Source organism: Microcoleus sp. A006_D1 (genome assembly GCF_036702805.1).
Classification (GTDB): Bacteria; Cyanobacteriota; Cyanobacteriia; order Cyanobacteriales; family Microcoleaceae; genus Microcoleus.
Map to the genome: position 1 here is coordinate 33,317 of NZ_JAUBVZ010000009.1, position 17,516 is coordinate 50,832.

The following is a 17,516-nucleotide window of genomic DNA, read 5'->3' on the forward strand; positions in this document are numbered from 1 at the left end:
TTCCCGACTTTCTTAATAGTTGAGAAACCACACTGAATAATCGTGCAATAACTGATGGTTAGGGGAGATGACATCAACTGATTCTAACTCTGACAAAGGCAACGTAAACTTTTTGCAATCGCCGAGGCGCTGCACTTCCACAAATATGCCTTCTTGTTGAACGCAAAAATCATCCAACCGATTAATTGTGAAGCTATCAGTATAAGAAGGTTGAGTTTTTTTGAGCCTTGCATATTCTTTTTTAGTGCCCGAACCCATTGTATATTCTTCTTCCCATTCAAACTCTTCTATGCCAGTAACGTGGCACGGCAATAGAAGATTTTGCTTGATATACTCTAGATATTTGATTGCATTTTCGAGGCTGAGCGCAATATTTTTAGATCCGAAAATTTTTCTAATTTTACTTTCAAATTGCTTTGCCTTAAACGGGTTATTTTCATGGAGATGGGTGAACATTTCTGGCTCGAATCCCGCTCTAAATTCCGGTACTTCGGCAAGCAGGCGCTGCAAGTCGTTTAGCTGTTTCGGTCTTCTGCCTGCTACAATGGTTTCATCAACCTGAACTGGAGGAAGTTCGGATTCTGAGGGCAGGGATTTGCTTGAAGTTGGGCTGTTAAATTTAGATTTGTTAACTTTAGGCTTGTTAAATTTAGGCATCGCTCGGTCTCGCTGTATCGGTTTATCAATAAAGTATATCTTGGCAGAAGTACATTCGTGTCTGATAGGAGGAAGCTGTGATGCAATTACTCAAATCGCCTGATGAATCGGAAGTCTATCAAGGACAATTCGGCGAGTTTACGATTACTCAAAGCGATCGCACCGGAGTGTTGATCTACCGCGCTGGATTGGGGGTGGCGGCGCTGTGTTTGGCGGTGGGTGCTACTCTGGTGCTGCAACAAAGCGACAACCCAACGGCAATCCAAGCTGTAACGCCTGTTTTTGCGTGTTTCTGGATAGCTTTGGGCGTTAGTTTGGCAACTATTCACATTTACATGATTGCGCTGCACCGCACGTTACAGGTGTTTTGGGCGATCGGTGGCGCGGCAGCATTGTTTGTCGCCTTACAAAGCAGCGAACCTTTGGCTTTAGCTGTGTATGAACATCCAGCGACTTTGTGGGGAATTGGCTTTACTTTTGCGGCATTGAATGGCATCTTTTTTAAGGAGGCTTTCTGCTTCAACCGCCTAGAAACTAAGTTTTTGACTCCGGGAGTTCCGCTGTTACTTTTAGGACATATTTTCGGATTTTTGACACCGGAAAATGAACAGTTGTTGCTGGGGCTTTGGGCGATATTGTTTATCATTTTTGCCGTGCGGAAGTTCTTTCAAGCGATACCGCAGGATATTGGAGACAAGAGCGTTTTTGAGTATCTTAAACATAAATAGAAAAAGGAAGATTGGCAGCGGATTGTGTAGCGGATTTAACGGATTTAACGGATTTAACGGATTTAATTTTGCACTCGAAAGTTAGATCTATTGGTGTGATTTTTATCAGAACAGTTTGCGATCGCACTCTTAGGCTAGAAACCGGGTTTATAGCCTAAGAGTGCGTAAATCGTCAAGAATTAGATTAATATGAATTTTGCCAGAATGCGAAAACTCAAAATCAAAATTAGTCTAATCCGCCGCCAAGAAATGTGGGCAATTACCTGGGAAGGTTGGGTAATTGCGATCGCAGGTTTAATCATTACCATGCTCTTAATTATCACAAATATCCATCCATTTTTGGCGGTAAATGCGCCGATTAAAGCAGATCTACTGGTTGTAGAAGGCTGGTTGCCGGATTATGCAGTCGAAAGTGCGATCGCCGAATTCAAAAAAGGCGGATATCGCCAATTGGTGACAACCGGACTTCCCGTAGGTAAAGGCTACTATCTCGCTGAATATAAAAATTATGCCGAACTAACCGCCGCGACTTGTATTGCGCTAGGATTTGATAAAGATAAAGTAGTAGCCGTACCCGCTGCGAGTGTTGTCAAACATCGCACTGCTGCTTCTGCGATCGCCCTTCGAGATTGGCTAGCTACTTCCGGCCTAAAAGTGGACTCAATTAATCTTTATTCTTTTGGCACTCACGCCCGCCGCAGTTGGATTGTTTTTAAAGAAGTGCTACATCCTGACATTAAAGTGGGGATCATAGCTGCTGAATCGCAAGATTACAACGCGCAAGAATGGTGGAAATCCAGCGAAGGCTTTCGGACAGTAACAGGAGAAATCATAGCTTATATTTACGCCCGTTTTGTCGATTGGCAAGCCTAAATTAGGTTCGTAGTGAGGACTTTAGTCCGCAACAAAAGAAAGGACTGAAGTCCTCACTACGAACCTTCAAAAAATGATAAAATTATTCTCAGATAAATTGAGGGCAAGTCTTTGCTAGAAGAACGCGCTTACTGGTTAGCATGGTCGCAAATTAACGGTATCGGGCCGATTTTGCTGCAAAGATTGCACCAACATTTCCCTAGTTTGGCAGACGCTTGGATGGCGAAACCAGTAGATTTAATGCGAGTAGAAGGGTTTGGCAAGCAGGTAATTGATACAACTGTGCAAGAACGATCTAAACTCAATCCTGAAGAATTTATTGAAAAACATTTGATTAAAAATCCCTGTTTCTGGACACCAGCAGATAAGGATTATCCCAGCTTATTATTGGAAATTCCGAGTCCGCCGCCTGTGTTGTATTATCGCGGTTTAGTTGACTTAAAAGAGAATCAAGGAATTACGCCGACGGTGGCAATTGTTGGGACTCGTAGTCCTTCTGAATACGGCCGCCGCTGGACTCGCAAATTTAGTGCGGCTTTGGCTACGAACGGTTTTATTGTTGTTTCGGGATTTGCTGCGGGTATTGATACGGAGGCTCATACAAGCTGTTTGGAGGCGGGCGGCCGGACTTTTGCTGTTTTTGGGACTGGGGTTGATGTTGTTTATCCTAAGCCAAATGAGCGGTTGTGCGATCGCCTCGTGCAGCAGGGATTGGCAATTAGCGAATATCCGGCGGGGACTCAACCGAATAAAACTAATTTTCCGCGCCGCAATCGGATAATTGCGGGCTTGAGTCGCGCTACAATTGTGATTGAAGCTCCGCACAAATCCGGCGCGTTAATTACTGCTTATCAAGCTAATGATTTTTGCCGGGATGTGTATGTTTTGACGGCAAGGTTGGATGATGAGCGATCGTTTGGATGTTTGGAGTTGCTGAGTAAAGGTGCTCATCCGATTCTCCCGAATTGCGATCGACAGTTAAGTGAAGACCGGTTGCTGGAAATGCTCGGAGCTATGCCAAAATTGGATAGCGCGCAGCAGTTGTCCTTGTTTCCGACAAATCAGGCCCCTGAAAGGCCAGGCCCGCCGTTGGATGCGGAGTTGGCTGTGGTGCTGGGGGCGATCGGTTCTGGGCCGAATTCTTTTGATACAATTGTGGAGGCTGCGGGATTGGAACCGGGAACGGTTTCTGGTATTCTTTTGCAGTTGGAATTGTTGGGATTAGTTTCGCAGTTGCCGGGTATGCGCTATCAGCGGTGTTGATTGGTGTTAGAAAAGACGGCGGTTGAAACCGCGTTTATACTGAACAGAAGACGGCGGTTGAAACCGCGTCTATACAAACGATGTCCGCCGACGCGGACTGAATAAAATAAGGCAATTTAAACCGCCTACTATTCAACCCCTCTGAGCTCGGGTTTTGTCTGTATAGACGCGGTTTCAACCGCCCGGTTTTCTTCAACCGGCGGAGGCGGGTTTTGTTTGACAAGAGGCGGGTTTCAACCGCCCCATCTTATCAAAACAATCTCAAATTCGACGCGCTAATGCTGCTACCGGCAACTCCGTTGATAGTAGCTAAAAGCTCCCCTGTTTGGGTAAACCTGACTAATGTTTTACCTCGGTCTTCACTAATCGTCAATTGCCCGGAAACCAGCCCGTTACCCAATACTAATACGTCTTCACCAAATGTAAAATCCGTAATAAAATCACTCCCGGAGTTGGTAGCAATTACGAATTTATTGGTTCCTATTCCTCCTGTCAAAGTATCATTTCCCAAACCGCCATTCAGGAAATTATCTCCTTTGCCGCCAAACAAGATATCATTGCCATCGCCGCCCAGCAAAGTATCATCTCCTAGACCGCCAAACAAGATATCATCTCCTTTACCGCCCAGTAAAGTATCGCTACCTTTGCCGCCGAAAAGAGTGTCATTGCCAAGGCCGCCGTCTAGGGAATCATTGCCTCGCAAGCCGTAGATAACATCATTGCCATTGCTGCCGGTGAGGGTGTCGTCGCTATTTGTACCCTTGATTTGACCTGGGGAATTGCTGACCAAATTGGCGTCGCCGGCGACAACAGGAACTGCAAGGCCTGTGGGCAAGATTGCGGATTGAATTTTGCTATCTAAAGCAGCACCAGTATTGTCAGTAACTAGCTGGGAAATTGGCTTGCTTCCGGCACCAACTGCTTTGAAGTCTTGACTCGTTGCGCCCAAGGATACTTGTTGGACGCGGGCCACGGCTTCGGGAATTGATGTTGCTGTTGGATTGGCGATCGCGAGATCGATGCGCTGATTTGCTGTTGCCATTACTGTCGCTGCTTGCTGGGTAATTTGGGTGACAGTTTCAATTTTGAAACTGGGGTCAATCTGCTGTATTTTAGCAGCGGATTGCTGAATTATTGGTTCTAAGGCGGCTGGATTGCTGAGATTTAAGATAGCACCGCCTTGAATTTTATCGCCCATTGAACTGACAACAGCTTTGACAAGATCGTGATTGGCTGCACTGGATGCGCCGTCAATCAAAGCGACTGTTTGAGTGATGACGTTTTGGACTTTCACCATTGCTGCTAAGACTTGGACTCCGCCCGGTTGGTTGTTGTTGGTGGCGAGGATGGGGTCTAAGGTGGTCAGGTCAACATCAGCGGGGAGTCCCAGGGCTGCTTTGACTAAAGATTGCGCTGATTCTGGTTCAATTCCTTTGTCGGTTAAGTCCGCGATTAAGCTGGTTAATAGGGTGACTACACTGGAATCTGGAGGTGCGGTGACTGGGGTTTCTAGGGGTAATCCGGTGGCGGTGTCTGTGCCTCCAATTGCGACTAGATTGCCTTCTTCGGGGTCGATTTCTCCGTTTTTGTTTTTGTCGAAGATGTCGAAGGGAATATTGAGGTTGAATTTACCGCTTGCGTCGGTGGTGGTGGATGGTTCGTTGCTATCTTTGATGCCGTTTTTGTTGGCATCGAGGAAGAGAGTTGAACCGGAGATGTAACTGTCAATCACTAAACCAGTGCTGCTAAATGTTAGCAACATACCATCGTCATCGCTGACATTAGCACCCGCCTCGTCTGTTGCTGTTAACTTGATTTTTAACTGCTGCGCTATGGGACTTGTGCCGCTGAGGGTACGGGTATCTGGGTTGAAAGTGAGCCAGCTTGGTAGGGGACTGCCGTCGATCAGAGTGGCTGTGTAGGTGAGCTTATCGCCCGGAAGATCGGGGTCTGTGAAAGTGTCCGCTGGGAACGTGTAGGTGAATGTGGATGAGTTGCTTACTGGTAGGTATTGGTAATGCCACGGGGTTGTAGTCTGGCCGTAGTTTAGAACTGGGGGGCGGTTGACGACTGTAAAACTGCCCTCTGTGGCGAAAGGTGAACCGGCCCAAGCTGTGTCAATTGCTTGCACGCTCCAGTAATATGTCCCTGGAGACAAGTCTTTGAGTTGCCAGGTAGTGTTTTGGTTGGCATTGCCGAGCCCCACTACTTGCCGAGTTCCATCGTCGAGAGACATGGGGGCGAGAATATCCTTCCCACCGGGAGTAGTGCCAACTCGCAGGTTGTAGCTTAAACCATCAGCAGGAGTTTGAGCGTCTGTTGCTGGGTTCCAGTTGAAGGTAACTTCTGGGCCGGAAGCCTCAGCCGACAATCCTGTGGGTGCCGTGGGAGGAGTATTGGCATTGGCTGTATTGCTGCGGTAGACTTGGTTGCCGATCAAGATGTCAAGTTTGCCGTCATTGTCGTAGTCTCCCCAAGCACCTAAACCACTGTCACTCAGTCCAGCACTCGCGTCTTCGCTAAAGCCGCCGCCAGTGTTGCGGTACACTTTGCCGTCGAGTAAGATATCTAGTTTGCCATCATTGTCGTAGTCTCCCCAAGCTCCAAAACTGCCCCCCGGCAATGCCGCATTGGCATCTTCAAAGCCGTTGCCAGTGTTGCGGTAGACTTTGGCTATTTTGCCCGAACCTGTATCGCCCGCCAGCAGGATATCGAGTTTGCCGTCATTGTTGTAATCTCCCCAGGCTGCCGAACCGCCAGAAACACCGGGTAAGGCGAAAGCTTCGGTAAAGCTGGTGCCAGTATTGCGAAACACCTTGGCTATTTTGCCGGAACCGGTATCGCCCGTCAGCAGGAGATCCAACTTGCCGTCTTTGTCATAATCTCCCCACGCAGAGGAACCGTTGAGAACGCCGGGGATTTGGGCATTAATATCTGGCGTTAAAACACCATCGCTATTATTCCCATTATTGCGATACAGTACGCTGGCGTTTCGCTGAACCAATTCGCTTGTCTGTGGGTTGGTGATACTTGTTTGGGTGGCACTCAGAAGATCGAGTTTGCCGTCGTTGTTGTAGTCTGCCCACGATTGGGAACTACCTTCGGAACTTCTCTGCTGGCTGTTGAATGGATTTGTTGCGCCGTAGATTTTGAGAAAGCTTGGTGCTTGAATTTTGCCAATTCCATTTATTTGCAAAGAAAAATTTAGCTTGCCGTCATTATCGTAGTCTCCCCAAGCTGCGGCACTGGCTAACCCCAAATTTGGGTAGCCACTGTCAGCGGTAAAGGTAGTGCCACTATTTCGGTACAGCCAAGAGCCTACGAAGTCGGAATTACTACCGAAGCTGCCTACAGACTGAGAACGTCCCGATGCGATAAAATCCAGTTTCCCGTCGTTGTTGTAGTCTCCCCAACCGCTAATCGCTCCGCCATTGAAATAATTCGAGATTTCGGTATTGATTTTGCTGAAAGTGTAATTGCGTTCGAGGTTAGTTACGCTGACATCTTGAGGATCGATGCCCGCGTAATTGAAACCCGAACTTGCAGGATTGCGATCGCTCAGGGCAGGATCGAGGATAATTTTGTAAGAGGTGTCCCCATCAGGTTGATTGTCGTTAACACCTGTGACTGTGACAGTCTGAGCCGTATTCCAATTATCAGGAGTGAAAATTAGCTGTGACACAGAAGCATTTCCTTCTGCCGTGTTGTCACTTTTCACTGGAATTACGACATCAGCGCTAGGTTGGCTAGCAAGTAAAACACTAAAATTGGCAGTACCGCCTGCTTCTGTTGTTGTCAGCCCCCTTGCCGGCTCGACTAAAATTTCTGGGCTTGAATAACCCCGATAGCGGAATATATTGGTGACACTGACATCAGCAGCATCAATATCTGAGTATTTGGGATCGGTGCTAATTGCAGGGGCAGTGACGATCGTGTAAGGACGGTTCGCAGCCATCATCAGAGTACCGGGTTGTCCCGTTACCGTTACTTCTTGGGGTATATTCCAGTTGTCTGGTGTAAAGGTAACTCCAGGAGTCGAGAGACTGCCTTCTACAGGATTTTGAGGAGAAACGTTTAAGCCGATCGTCACAGGAGCCGTGGGCGGGCTGTTTAGTTGGAGGGTAAATTTAGCTTTCCCGCCTGTTTTCGTAGTAGCTAACCCGCTGGTGGGACTGACAGTAATTCCGGGAGTGTCGCTAATCGTAAAACTGCCCGATTCAGCAAAAGGTGAACCCGCCCAGGCGGTATCAATTGCCTGCACGCTCCAGTAATAGGTTCCCGGTTGTAAATCTTTTAACTGCCAGTTAGTGTTTTGATTGGCATTTCCCAATCCGACAATTTGCCGAGTTCCGTCATTTAAAGACATCGGTGCAACAATATCTGTGCCGTCGGCCGTCGTGCCAACTCGCAGGTTGTAGCTTAAGCCATTAGCAGGAGTTTGAGCGTCTGTTGCTGCATTCCAACTGAAAGAAACTTGTCTGTTATTAACTTGCGATCGCAGTCCTGCGGGTACAGTGGGAGGAGTATTGGCATTGGCAGTTTTGTTGATGTACAGTTTGTTCTTGAACAAAATATCGAGTTTGCCGTCACTGTCGTAGTCTCCCCAAGCACCAGCGAAATTGCCACCAGTCAACCCGGTATTGGTATCTTCGCTAAAGCGGCTGCCAGTGTTGCGGTACACTTTGCCGTCGAGTAAGATATCTAGTTTGCCATCATTGTCGTAGTCTCCCCAAGCTCCAAAACTGCCCCCCGGCAATGCCGCATTGGCATCTTCAAAGCCGTTGCCAGTGTTGCGGTAGACTTTGGCTATTTTGCCCGAACCTGTATCGCCCGCCAGCAGGATATCGAGTTTGCCGTCATTGTTGTAATCTCCCCAGGCTGCCGAACCGCCAGAAACACCGGGTAAGGCGAAATCTTCGGTAAACCCGCTGCCAGTATTGCGGAACACCTTGGCTATATAGCCCGCATTGGTATTGCCGGTGAGCAAAATATCTTGTTTCCCGTCGCTGTCGTAGTCTCCCCAAGCAGCCACACCGTCGGTAACACCTGGCAAATTAGCGCTGGTATTAATATCTTGCACCTGGCTGCTGCCAGTGTTGCGGTACAGCAGGCTGGCGTTTTGCAGTACGTATTGGCCGGTAGTATCTTTGGCTTTTCGATTGTTGGCGTCTAGGAAATCAAGTTTGCCGTCATTGTTATAATCTGCCCAAGCAAGATAACCTGCTGAACGCCGATCGGAATCTCGATCGGAAGTAACATCTGATCGCCTCCAAGAGCTGCCGGTATTGCCATACAGTAAGATTTGCCGCACTGGCACAATGCCCTCAGTGGCAGACCTTGTACCTACATCTACCACGAAATCTAGCCGCCCATCATTGTCAGCATCTCCCCAAGCGGCGGATGAATTAGCGCGAATATCGTTGCTATCTACAGTTAGGGTGTTGCCCGTGTTGCGGTACAGCCAAGTTCTATCGCCGATTGAGAATATCGGATCGCTTCCTGATGCTAAAACATCAAGTTTTCCATCGTTGTTGTAGTCTCCCCAAATTCCCCTAATGCGCCCGGGCAACTGCGATATTTCTGTGGGGAGTTCGGTAAACAGCCCAGCAGATTCGGATAGGCCCTGCGGTGTGTCGTTACCTCTGCCAATATTATCGATCGGAAACAGTGATATCGGTCTCGGCGTTGGTGTCGGCGTCGCCGTAACAGATGTTGGCGTCGGAGTTGGTGTCGGTGTCGGCGTAACAGATGTTGGCGTCGGAGTTGGTGTCGGTGTCGGCGTAACAGATGTTGGCGTCGGAGTTGGTGTCGGCGTCGGCGTTCCCGTCGGTGTCGGAGTCGGCGTTCCCGTCGGTGTCGGAGTCGGCGTTCCCGTCGGAGTCGGCGTTCCCGTCGGTGTCGGAGTCGGCGTTCCCGTCGGTGTCGGAGTCGGCGTTCCCGTCGGTGTGGGTGATGGCGTTCCCGGCGGTGTCGGAGTCGGCGTTCCCGTCGGTGTCGGTGATGGTGATGGTGTCGGCGTTACATCGTTATCGGCGATCGCCACTGTCACGCCCGGAATCCCGATCGCACTATACTTAGCATCAGCACTCGCAGCCGTATGAGAAATACTGCCCGTATGATTGCCTTCAACAACCGCATCGTCTGTAGCCGTGACAGTCACTGGTTTCGCCACATTCCAGTTAGTATAGTCAAAAGTAACATCCGCGATCGCATTTATTTGATCCCCTGTAGCAAAACTAATCGTCACAGGCGCGGTGGGCTGGGATTTTAACTGAACGCTGTACGTCCCTGTAGCACCGCCTTCCGTAGCGGTGGTACTCGTCGGTGAAATAGTCACACCTGCGGCATCATTATCAGCAATCGTGGCAGTCACAGGAGAAATCGTCAGATTGTTATACTTGGTATCCGTGCTGACAGAAGTGTGAGCGATCGTCCCGCTGTGGGCTCCTTGGGCTATGCTGTCATCGATCGCACTCACGGTCACATTTTGAGCAACATTCCAATTATTCGGCGTAAAAGTGATAGGTGCGATCGCACTAATTTGAGTACCCGCGTCAAAATTAATCGTCACAGGTGCGGTAGGTGCGCTAGTCAGAAGCACGCCGTAGGTAGCCGTTGCACCGCCTTCAGCAATATTTGTACTACCGGCCGATTGGACGATCGAAATACCCGCACTATCGTTATCAGTAATTGATGCTGTCACATCGGGAATCACTTTGGCGTTATAACTAACATCGGTACTGCTAGCTGTGTGTGCGATCGTCCCTGTGTGCGTTCCTTGTGCTACATTGTCATCGATCGCAGTAGCAATGACAGTCTTCTCAACATTCCAGTTAGTGCTGTTAAAAGTAATTTGGGCGATCGGGCTAATTGCATTGCCAGTATTAAAGGTAATGTTAACGGGTGCAGAAGGTTGCGAATTTAGCTTAACTTTGTAACTGCCCGTTGCGCCGCCTTCTGTAGCAGTGATGTTCGTAGGTGCGATGGTGAAACCGGCAGTGTCATCATTGGCGATCGTCATGGTAGCAGTTGCCGTCGGAATTGTCGGCGCGCCACCCGGTGAAACAGGATTCGATAGCGTAACCGTAACTGTTTCGTCAGGTTCAACCAATCCGTCGCCCAACACATCCAAAGTAACAGTTTTCGATGTTTCGCCCGCTGCAAAAGTAATTTTGCCAGTAGCAGTCGTCGCCCCAGAAGTACCACCGATATTGTTGTAGTCGCTGCCGTTAGTCGCAGTTCCGGCAATACTATAATCTACCGTACTCCAAAGTTCCGTGCTGCCATTGCGAGCGATCGTAAATGTGGCGGGAGTCTTGCCAGAATTGCCTTCAATAATGCTAGGAGTATTGGCGGCAATAGTATAAGAACTATTCCGATCCAAGATTGCCACTTTAGCTTGACTGCTGCCACCAGTAACGGCAGTGCCACCTGTAATTTTGCCAAAATTTAGAACAATTTGTTCGTTACTGTCAACGATATTGTCAGGTTTGATAGTGACTGCAATATTCTGGGTGAGAGTAGTAGTGTTGGCCGCAAAAGTCAGAGATGTAGTTGAAAGAGTGTAATCAGCACCTAGAGTAGCTGTGCTGCTAGGGTCGATGACAATTGGTACAACTACATCACCAAAAGAACTGCTGTTGGTGATAGTAACCGGGATGTTAATTACTGTGTCGGTAGCGCCTTCATTGACATTGTAAGTACCACTATTTTTAGCGCCGACAAAACTTACCTTACTGGGTGTATTCAGCAGAATTGATACCTCGCTAGAGGTTTCATTCGTTACCATTACTCCCATATCTGGCAGGGAATCGCCGTTAAAATCGTTAACTGATATCTTACCGGGACTTGTCCCTATCACAGCAAAGTCGATCGGCTGATTAAAGCCTCCTGTACCATTTCCTACTAAAATTGATACGTTATTAGAAGAGCCAGAATTTACAGCTAAATCGACCTTGCCATCTGCGTTAAAATCGGCTACGGCAAGGGAAGAAGGACTGCTGCCGACGCTAAATGTAGTTGAAGCACTAAAACCTCCAGTGCCATTTCCTAAAAGAATTGAGACGTTGCTGGAACCATTGTTAGTTGTTGCTAAGTCGAGCTTGCCATCTGCATTAAAGTCTGCTGAAACAATGGAATTGGGATTTTGCCCGGTACTGAAGTTGCTTGCCGCACTAAAACCGCCACTACCGTTCCCCAATAAGATAGAAACGTTGTTGGATAAACTGTTAGCTACTGCTAAATCATCGAAGTTGTCAGCATTAAATCTCCCTACAACAACGCCAGCAGCGCCAGATGTCCCAAGGTTGATGTTAGTAGGGCCGGTAAAGCCACCTGTCCCATTCCCCAACAGAATTGAGACGTTGCCAGTGGGACTGCCGGAGTTAAAGTTTGTTACTGCCAAGTCAGGGAAGGCATCGGCGTTAAATTGGCCGACAGCAATCCCGGTGTTTTGAAACCCTGCCCCAAAGGTATTGGGAGCGTTGAAACCGCCAGTGCCATTACCCAAGCGAATTGCAACAGTATTAGTGCCGCTGACTGTTGCCAAGTCGAGGATGCTGTCGCTGTTAAAGTTGCTAAGGGCGCTCATGCTACTTATGCTATTGACGGGAAGTTTAAAACTCCCAGTGCCGTTGGCTAAGAAAATTACTCCGCCTACAACTAAGTCGAAGATGCCGTCGCCGTTGTAGTCTACTGAGGGAACGAAGGCATCTGATGCCATAGGAAAATTATTAGCAGCACTGAATGTCGAGAGAACGTGATTGTAAGCGACTAAGACTTCTTCCTGAAACGCTAAAGATGTCTTAATTTCCCCGGTTGTTGCTTCGAGTTTCCAATCGCCACCTTTTGCCGCGCTTCCCGTGAGGTTTTTGGAAGCTGCAACATTGGTATTGGTGAGTTGGGCGATGCGCTGAATGAATGCGATCGCACTTAATGCCACATTACAACCATAAATCAGAATGTCCGCGCCGTGTGTGAAAGCACTCCGCCACTGCTGCAATTTCTCGGAATAAGCTTCTAGATTGTCTAAACTCAAGCCACCGCTACCCAGTTGCAAGCGGCCGGGACTGCCGTGAGAAATGATGTGGATGCTGTCAATATTTGTGCGATCGGCTAAGATTTGAGTAATTTGGTCGATCGCATCTTCCGTCGCATCCAAAACTACTACTTCCGTACCGGGTGTTACCCCAGCCACCAAGCTTTGATAATCTGGTACTTGAGTGTCGATAAAGGCGATCGACTTTACTGAAACTGGAATATTTAAATTGGGCATAATACACCTGACTGGGGTTAAAAAAAGACAAAGAGTCTCCTATTTCGTTAATTACATACGAAACTATTTATCAATTTTTATTTACAAAAACACAGCATCCCTGTGTAACAAATTGACGATGGAATATCTGTTGTAGCAACAATAACAGTTTTTTTAGAGAATATATATAAAGTTTTCTTAAAAAACACCTTGTCAATTAAAGTTTTGGTAAAGTTTCGGAAAACATTAAGTATTATTACTACGGTCAATGCAAGATTGATTACTTACCACACATATTTTTGAAACGTAAGTGCAATTGTACGGAAATTTTGAATCATCACTTTTGATACATAATTTTGGGTAAGTAAAGTGATGTGCGATCGCCCAAATTAGACACCTTAATTACGGGTAAGCGCCCAGAAATGAGATTATTTAGCGATATTTCATCAAAAAACCCGGTTGTTTAAACCAACCGGGTCATCCAGGGCGATCGCACATTAAATGCTAACTACAGCAAACTGAAATCCGCCGCATTAATCTGAGTTGCAGACACTCCAATTAAATCAGCAAAAACTTTTCCGGTGGCGGCAAAACTAATTTGAGTTAAGCCATTACTTTGAGTAATTGCCAGTTGCGAAAAAGTCACCCCATTACCGAGAATTAGCAAATCTTTACCATCTTCAAAATCGGTAATAGTATCAGTCCCAGAATCAATAGATAGTAAAAATTTATCAACTCCGTTTCCTCCTGTCAAAGTATCATCTCCCAAACCACCATCCAATAAATCATCTCCCTTATTGCCAAATAAGATATCATTACCGCTACCGCCCAACAAAGTATCGTTATCTTTGCCACCATAAAGAGTGTCATTCCCAAGATTACCGTCTAGGGAATCATTGCCTCGTCGGCCGTTCAGCACATCATTATCGCTGGTGCCGGTGATGAAGTCATCGCCACTTGTGCCATTGATTTTACCAGGGGAATTGCTACCCAGATTCACATCACCAGTGACAACAGGAACCGCAAGCCCAGTCGGCGTTGTGCCTTGAATCTTGCTATCTAAAGCAGCACCAGTATTCTCAGTAACTAGCTGCGAAATTGGCTTACTTCCCGCACCAACTGCTTTGAAACTTTGAGAAGTTTCACCCAAAGATACTTTTTGGACACGGGCAACGGCTTGGGGGATTGATGTTGCGGTTGGATTGATAACAGCGATATCAACGCGCTGATTTGATGTTGCCATTACAATCGCGGATTGCGGGGCTATTTGCGTAACTTTCTGAATGTTTAAATTGGGGTCAATCTGCTGGACTTTAACAGCAGATTGCTGAATAATTGGCTCTAAATCCGCTGCCTTGCTGAGATTTAAGGCACTACCATCTTGAATTTTATCGCCAATTGAACTAACAACAGCCTTGACAATATCGTTAGTAGATGCACTAGATGCACCGTCAATCAAAGCCGCTGTTTGAGTGATCACGTTTTGGGTTTTCACCATTGCGGCTAAGACTTGGACTCCGCCCGGTTCCTGGTTGTTAGTCGCCTTGATGGGGTCTAAAGTAGTCAGGTCAATATTCGCGGGGATTCCCAGGGCTGATTTGACTAAGGATTGGGCTGATTCTGGTGCAATTCCTTTGTCAGTTAAGTCGGTGACTAAGCTGGTTAACAGGGTGACGACACTGGAATCGACAGGTGCGGTGACTGGGGTTTCTAGGGGTAATCCGGTGGCGGTGTCAATGCCTCCAATCGCAACTATATTGCCTTCTTCTGGGTCGATTTCTCCGTTTTTGTTTTTGTCGAAGATGTCGAAGGGAATATCGAGATCATATTCACCGTTAGCATCAGTGATAGTTGATGGTTCATTGCTATCTTTGATGCCGTTTTTGTTGGCATCAAGGAAGACAGTTGCGCCGGAAATGTAATTGTCAATGACTACGCCTTTGCTACTAAATGTCAGCTTCATACCCAGACTGTCGCTGACACTAGCGCCCGCCTTGTCCGTTGCTGTGAACTTGATTGTTAACTCCTGCGGTTTAGGAATTGTACCGCTGAGTGTACGAGTATCTGGGTTGAATTTGAGCCAGTTTGGTAGAGGCTTGCCGTCCTTCAAAGTAGCTGTATAGGTTAGTTTGTCGCCCGGATCGGGATCTGTGAAAGTGTTCGCCGGGAAAGTATAGTTGAATGTTCGTGAGTTGCTGCTTTTTAGGTTTCCGTAATGCCACGGGGTTGTAGTGGGGCCGTCGTTTAGCACTGGTGGGCGATTGGCAATTTCGTTGAGGAGTTTCTCTCCATTATCGGTATTGGTAACGGTGACATCGGCTGCATTTAACCCGGAGTATTTACTATCATTACTGACAGCAGGTTTTGTAATAATTGTGTAGGCTTTATTTCCGTCATCTACATTGTCGTTAACACCTGTTACTGTTACTGTCTGCGAGGAATTCCAGTTAACAGAGTTGAATGTCAGCGAGGGCGTAGAAATTGTTCCTTCTGCTTTATTGGAACTTTCTAGGTCAATTTTGACATCAGCAGTCGGCGCATTATTTAGTTTGATGGTAAATGTTGCCTTGCCTCCGGCTTCTGTGGTGGTTAATCCTGATGTCGGATTAACAGTGATTCCAGCGGTTCCAGTTACCGTTGGTGCGATCGGTATTGTCGTTGTCGTTGTCGTTGTCGTTGTCGTTGTCGTTGGTGTTGTCGTTGTCGTTGTCGTTGGCGTTGTCGTTGGTGTTGTCGTTGGTGTTGTCGTTGTCGTTGGTGTTGTCGTTGGTGTTGTCGTTGTCGTTGGTGTTGTCGTTGTCGTTGTCGTTGGTGTTGTCGTTGGTGTTGTCGTTGGTGTCAGGGGTGGGACATCGCTATCGGCGATCGCCACCGTCACACCAGAAATCCCAATTTTGTTATACTTAGTATCACCACTCGTAGCTGTGTGAGCGATCGTCCCTAGGTGTTCATCCTCAATGAAATCATCGTCTGTAGCCGTAACAGTGACTGATTTTGCGACATTCCAGTTAGTAGCGTCAAATATGATTGGGGCGATCGCATCAACTTGACTCCCAGTAGCGAAACTAATCGTCACAGGTTGCGTCGGTTGCGAAGTAAGCTTGACATTGTAACTGCCTTTTGCACCGCCTTCTACCGCAGTTGTACTCGTAGGTGAAATGCTGACGCTAGCAATATCGTTATCAGTAACCGTGGCAGTTATAGGAGAAATCGTCAAGTTGTTATACTTAGTATCCGTGCTGGCAGACTTGTGAGTAATAATGCCATTGCGGGTTTCATTAGCTTTACCATCATTGATCGCCTCAATGCTGATATTTTGAGCAACATTCCAATTATTAGGCGTAAAAGTCAGAGGTGGCGGATTATTTGAATTGCCCGTGTCAAAATTAATCGTAACATTTGCAGTAGGTGCAGTAGTCAAAAGCACCCCGTAGGTAGCCTTTCCACTGCCTTCAGTAAGATTTATACCACCTAGCGGCTGGACAATCGAAACACCTGCACTATCGTTATCAGTAATCGATGCCGTCACATCGGGAATCACTTTCGCGTTATATTTCGGATCGGTACTCGTAACTGTGTGAGTAATCGTGCCAGTGTGGAGTCCTTGTGCTATCTTGTCATCGATCGCAATAACAGTCACATTTTGAGGAACATTCCAGTTAGTGCCGTTAAAAGTCATTTGCGCGATCGGATTAATTTTATTACCAGTATTAAAGGTAATATTAACTGGTGCGATCGGTTGGGCATTTAGCTTAATTTTGTAACTACCTGCTGCACCACCTTCTGTAGCAGTTATACTCCTAGGTGTAATGCTAAAACCGACCGTATCATCATTCTTTACAGTAGTTATAGCAGCTGGAGTAGTAATTACAGGTATCGGCCCCGGTGCCACAGGATTCGACAGCGTAATTTCAACAGTTTCGTCAAATCCAACCAATCCATCACCTAACACATTTAAAGTGATAGTTTTCGATGTTTCAGCCGCCGCAAAATTGATTATACCGCTAACATCCTTTGCCCCAGAAGTGCCACCAATACTACTATAGTCGCTTCTATTAGTAGTTCCTTTAATTGCATAATTAACGGTACTCGGTACAGCAGTACCACCAGCGCGAGTCACAGTAAAAGTTAAGGGAGTTGTCCCAGTGTTGCCCTCAATGATACTAGGAATAGCAGCCGCAATCCCGTAAGAGATTTTATCATTAGGTGCAATTGCTACTGTTGCTTGTTTTGTTGTACCGGCAACCCCTCCAGTTATTGTACCAAAGTTAAAAATTGCGGTTTCGGTATTTTCAGGAATGTTATCAGGTTTGATAATAACTGTAACATTCTGAGTAAGAGTGGTAGTACCCGCCGGGAAAGTAATAGTTGTAGGCGAAAAAGTGTAATCTAAATTTTGAGTAGCTGTGCTGCTGGGGTTAATGACAATTGGTACAGTTAAAGTATCCTTGGGAGTCTCATTGATAGTGACTGGGATATTAATTGCTGTGTCAGTCTTACGTTCATTAGCACCGTAAGCATTGCCTGTTGTTGGAAGACCAAAATTTATTGTACTGATTGTATTCACTGCATAGGGTGTATTGGATTAAAACTGAGACATTTTTATACCAATTGGATCATTTTTAAAATTGATCCTGATAATTGGATATTCGCTTGTATTTATGGAAGAGGAGGCTTGCTTTTAAATTCATCCCTATCATTCCACAGACGAAACTATAAGTCAATTCATAAAAGTCATTTGT

General features: G+C 46.8%; 6 protein-coding genes. 3 read left to right on the forward strand and 3 right to left on the reverse strand.

Annotated features, from left to right (window positions below; all coding sequences use genetic code 11):
* Positions 1-12: 12 nt before the first annotated feature.
* A complete protein-coding gene (locus QUB68_RS17400; RefSeq protein WP_332994763.1) occupies positions 13-657 on the reverse strand; it encodes a hypothetical protein in 645 nt (214 codons plus the stop codon).
* Positions 658-737: 80 nt separating this feature from the next.
* Here QUB68_RS17400 and QUB68_RS17405 point away from each other — a divergent pair, with 80 nt between their 5' ends.
* The 3 genes from QUB68_RS17405 (at position 738) to dprA (ending at position 3,521) form a co-directional block, all read left to right on the forward strand.
* The gene (locus QUB68_RS17405) at positions 738-1,385 is read left to right on the forward strand and encodes a DUF2301 domain-containing membrane protein (protein ID WP_332994766.1); all 648 of its coding nucleotides are present in this window, start codon (positions 738-740) and stop codon (positions 1,383-1,385) included.
* A gap of 189 nt (positions 1,386-1,574) precedes the next feature.
* The gene (locus tag QUB68_RS17410; RefSeq protein ID WP_332994770.1) at positions 1,575-2,258 is read left to right on the forward strand and encodes a YdcF family protein; all 684 of its coding nucleotides are present in this window, start codon (positions 1,575-1,577) and stop codon (positions 2,256-2,258) included.
* A 111-nt stretch (positions 2,259-2,369) separates the two neighbouring features.
* Entirely contained in the window at positions 2,370-3,521 is a 1,152-nt protein-coding gene (gene dprA / locus QUB68_RS17415) for a DNA-processing protein DprA (protein ID WP_332994772.1), read from the forward strand.
* A 250-nt stretch (positions 3,522-3,771) separates the two neighbouring features.
* On the opposite strand, the gene QUB68_RS17420 is transcribed toward dprA, so the two are convergent.
* Both QUB68_RS17420 and QUB68_RS17425 read right to left on the reverse strand, forming a co-directional pair.
* Entirely contained in the window at positions 3,772-12,795 is a 9,024-nt protein-coding gene (locus tag QUB68_RS17420; RefSeq protein ID WP_332994773.1) for an FG-GAP-like repeat-containing protein, read from the reverse strand.
* Positions 12,796-13,282: 487 nt separating this feature from the next.
* Positions 13,283-17,341: a putative Ig domain-containing protein gene (locus tag QUB68_RS17425; protein ID WP_332994775.1), complete on the reverse strand. Its 4,059-nt coding sequence runs from the start codon at positions 17,339-17,341 to the stop codon at positions 13,283-13,285.
* Between the last annotated feature and the right edge of the window lie 175 nt (positions 17,342-17,516).

Coding starts and splice junctions, on each gene's coding strand:
- QUB68_RS17420 (WP_332994773.1), bottom strand. CDS start 12,795: ATGCCCAATTTAAATATTCCAGTTTCAGTAAAGTCGATCGCCTTTATC.
- QUB68_RS17405 (WP_332994766.1), top strand. CDS start 738: ATGCAATTACTCAAATCGCCTGATGAATCGGAAGTCTATCAAGGACAA.
- QUB68_RS17410 (WP_332994770.1), top strand. CDS start 1,575: ATGAATTTTGCCAGAATGCGAAAACTCAAAATCAAAATTAGTCTAATC.
- QUB68_RS17400 (WP_332994763.1), bottom strand. CDS start 657: ATGCCTAAATTTAACAAGCCTAAAGTTAACAAATCTAAATTTAACAGC.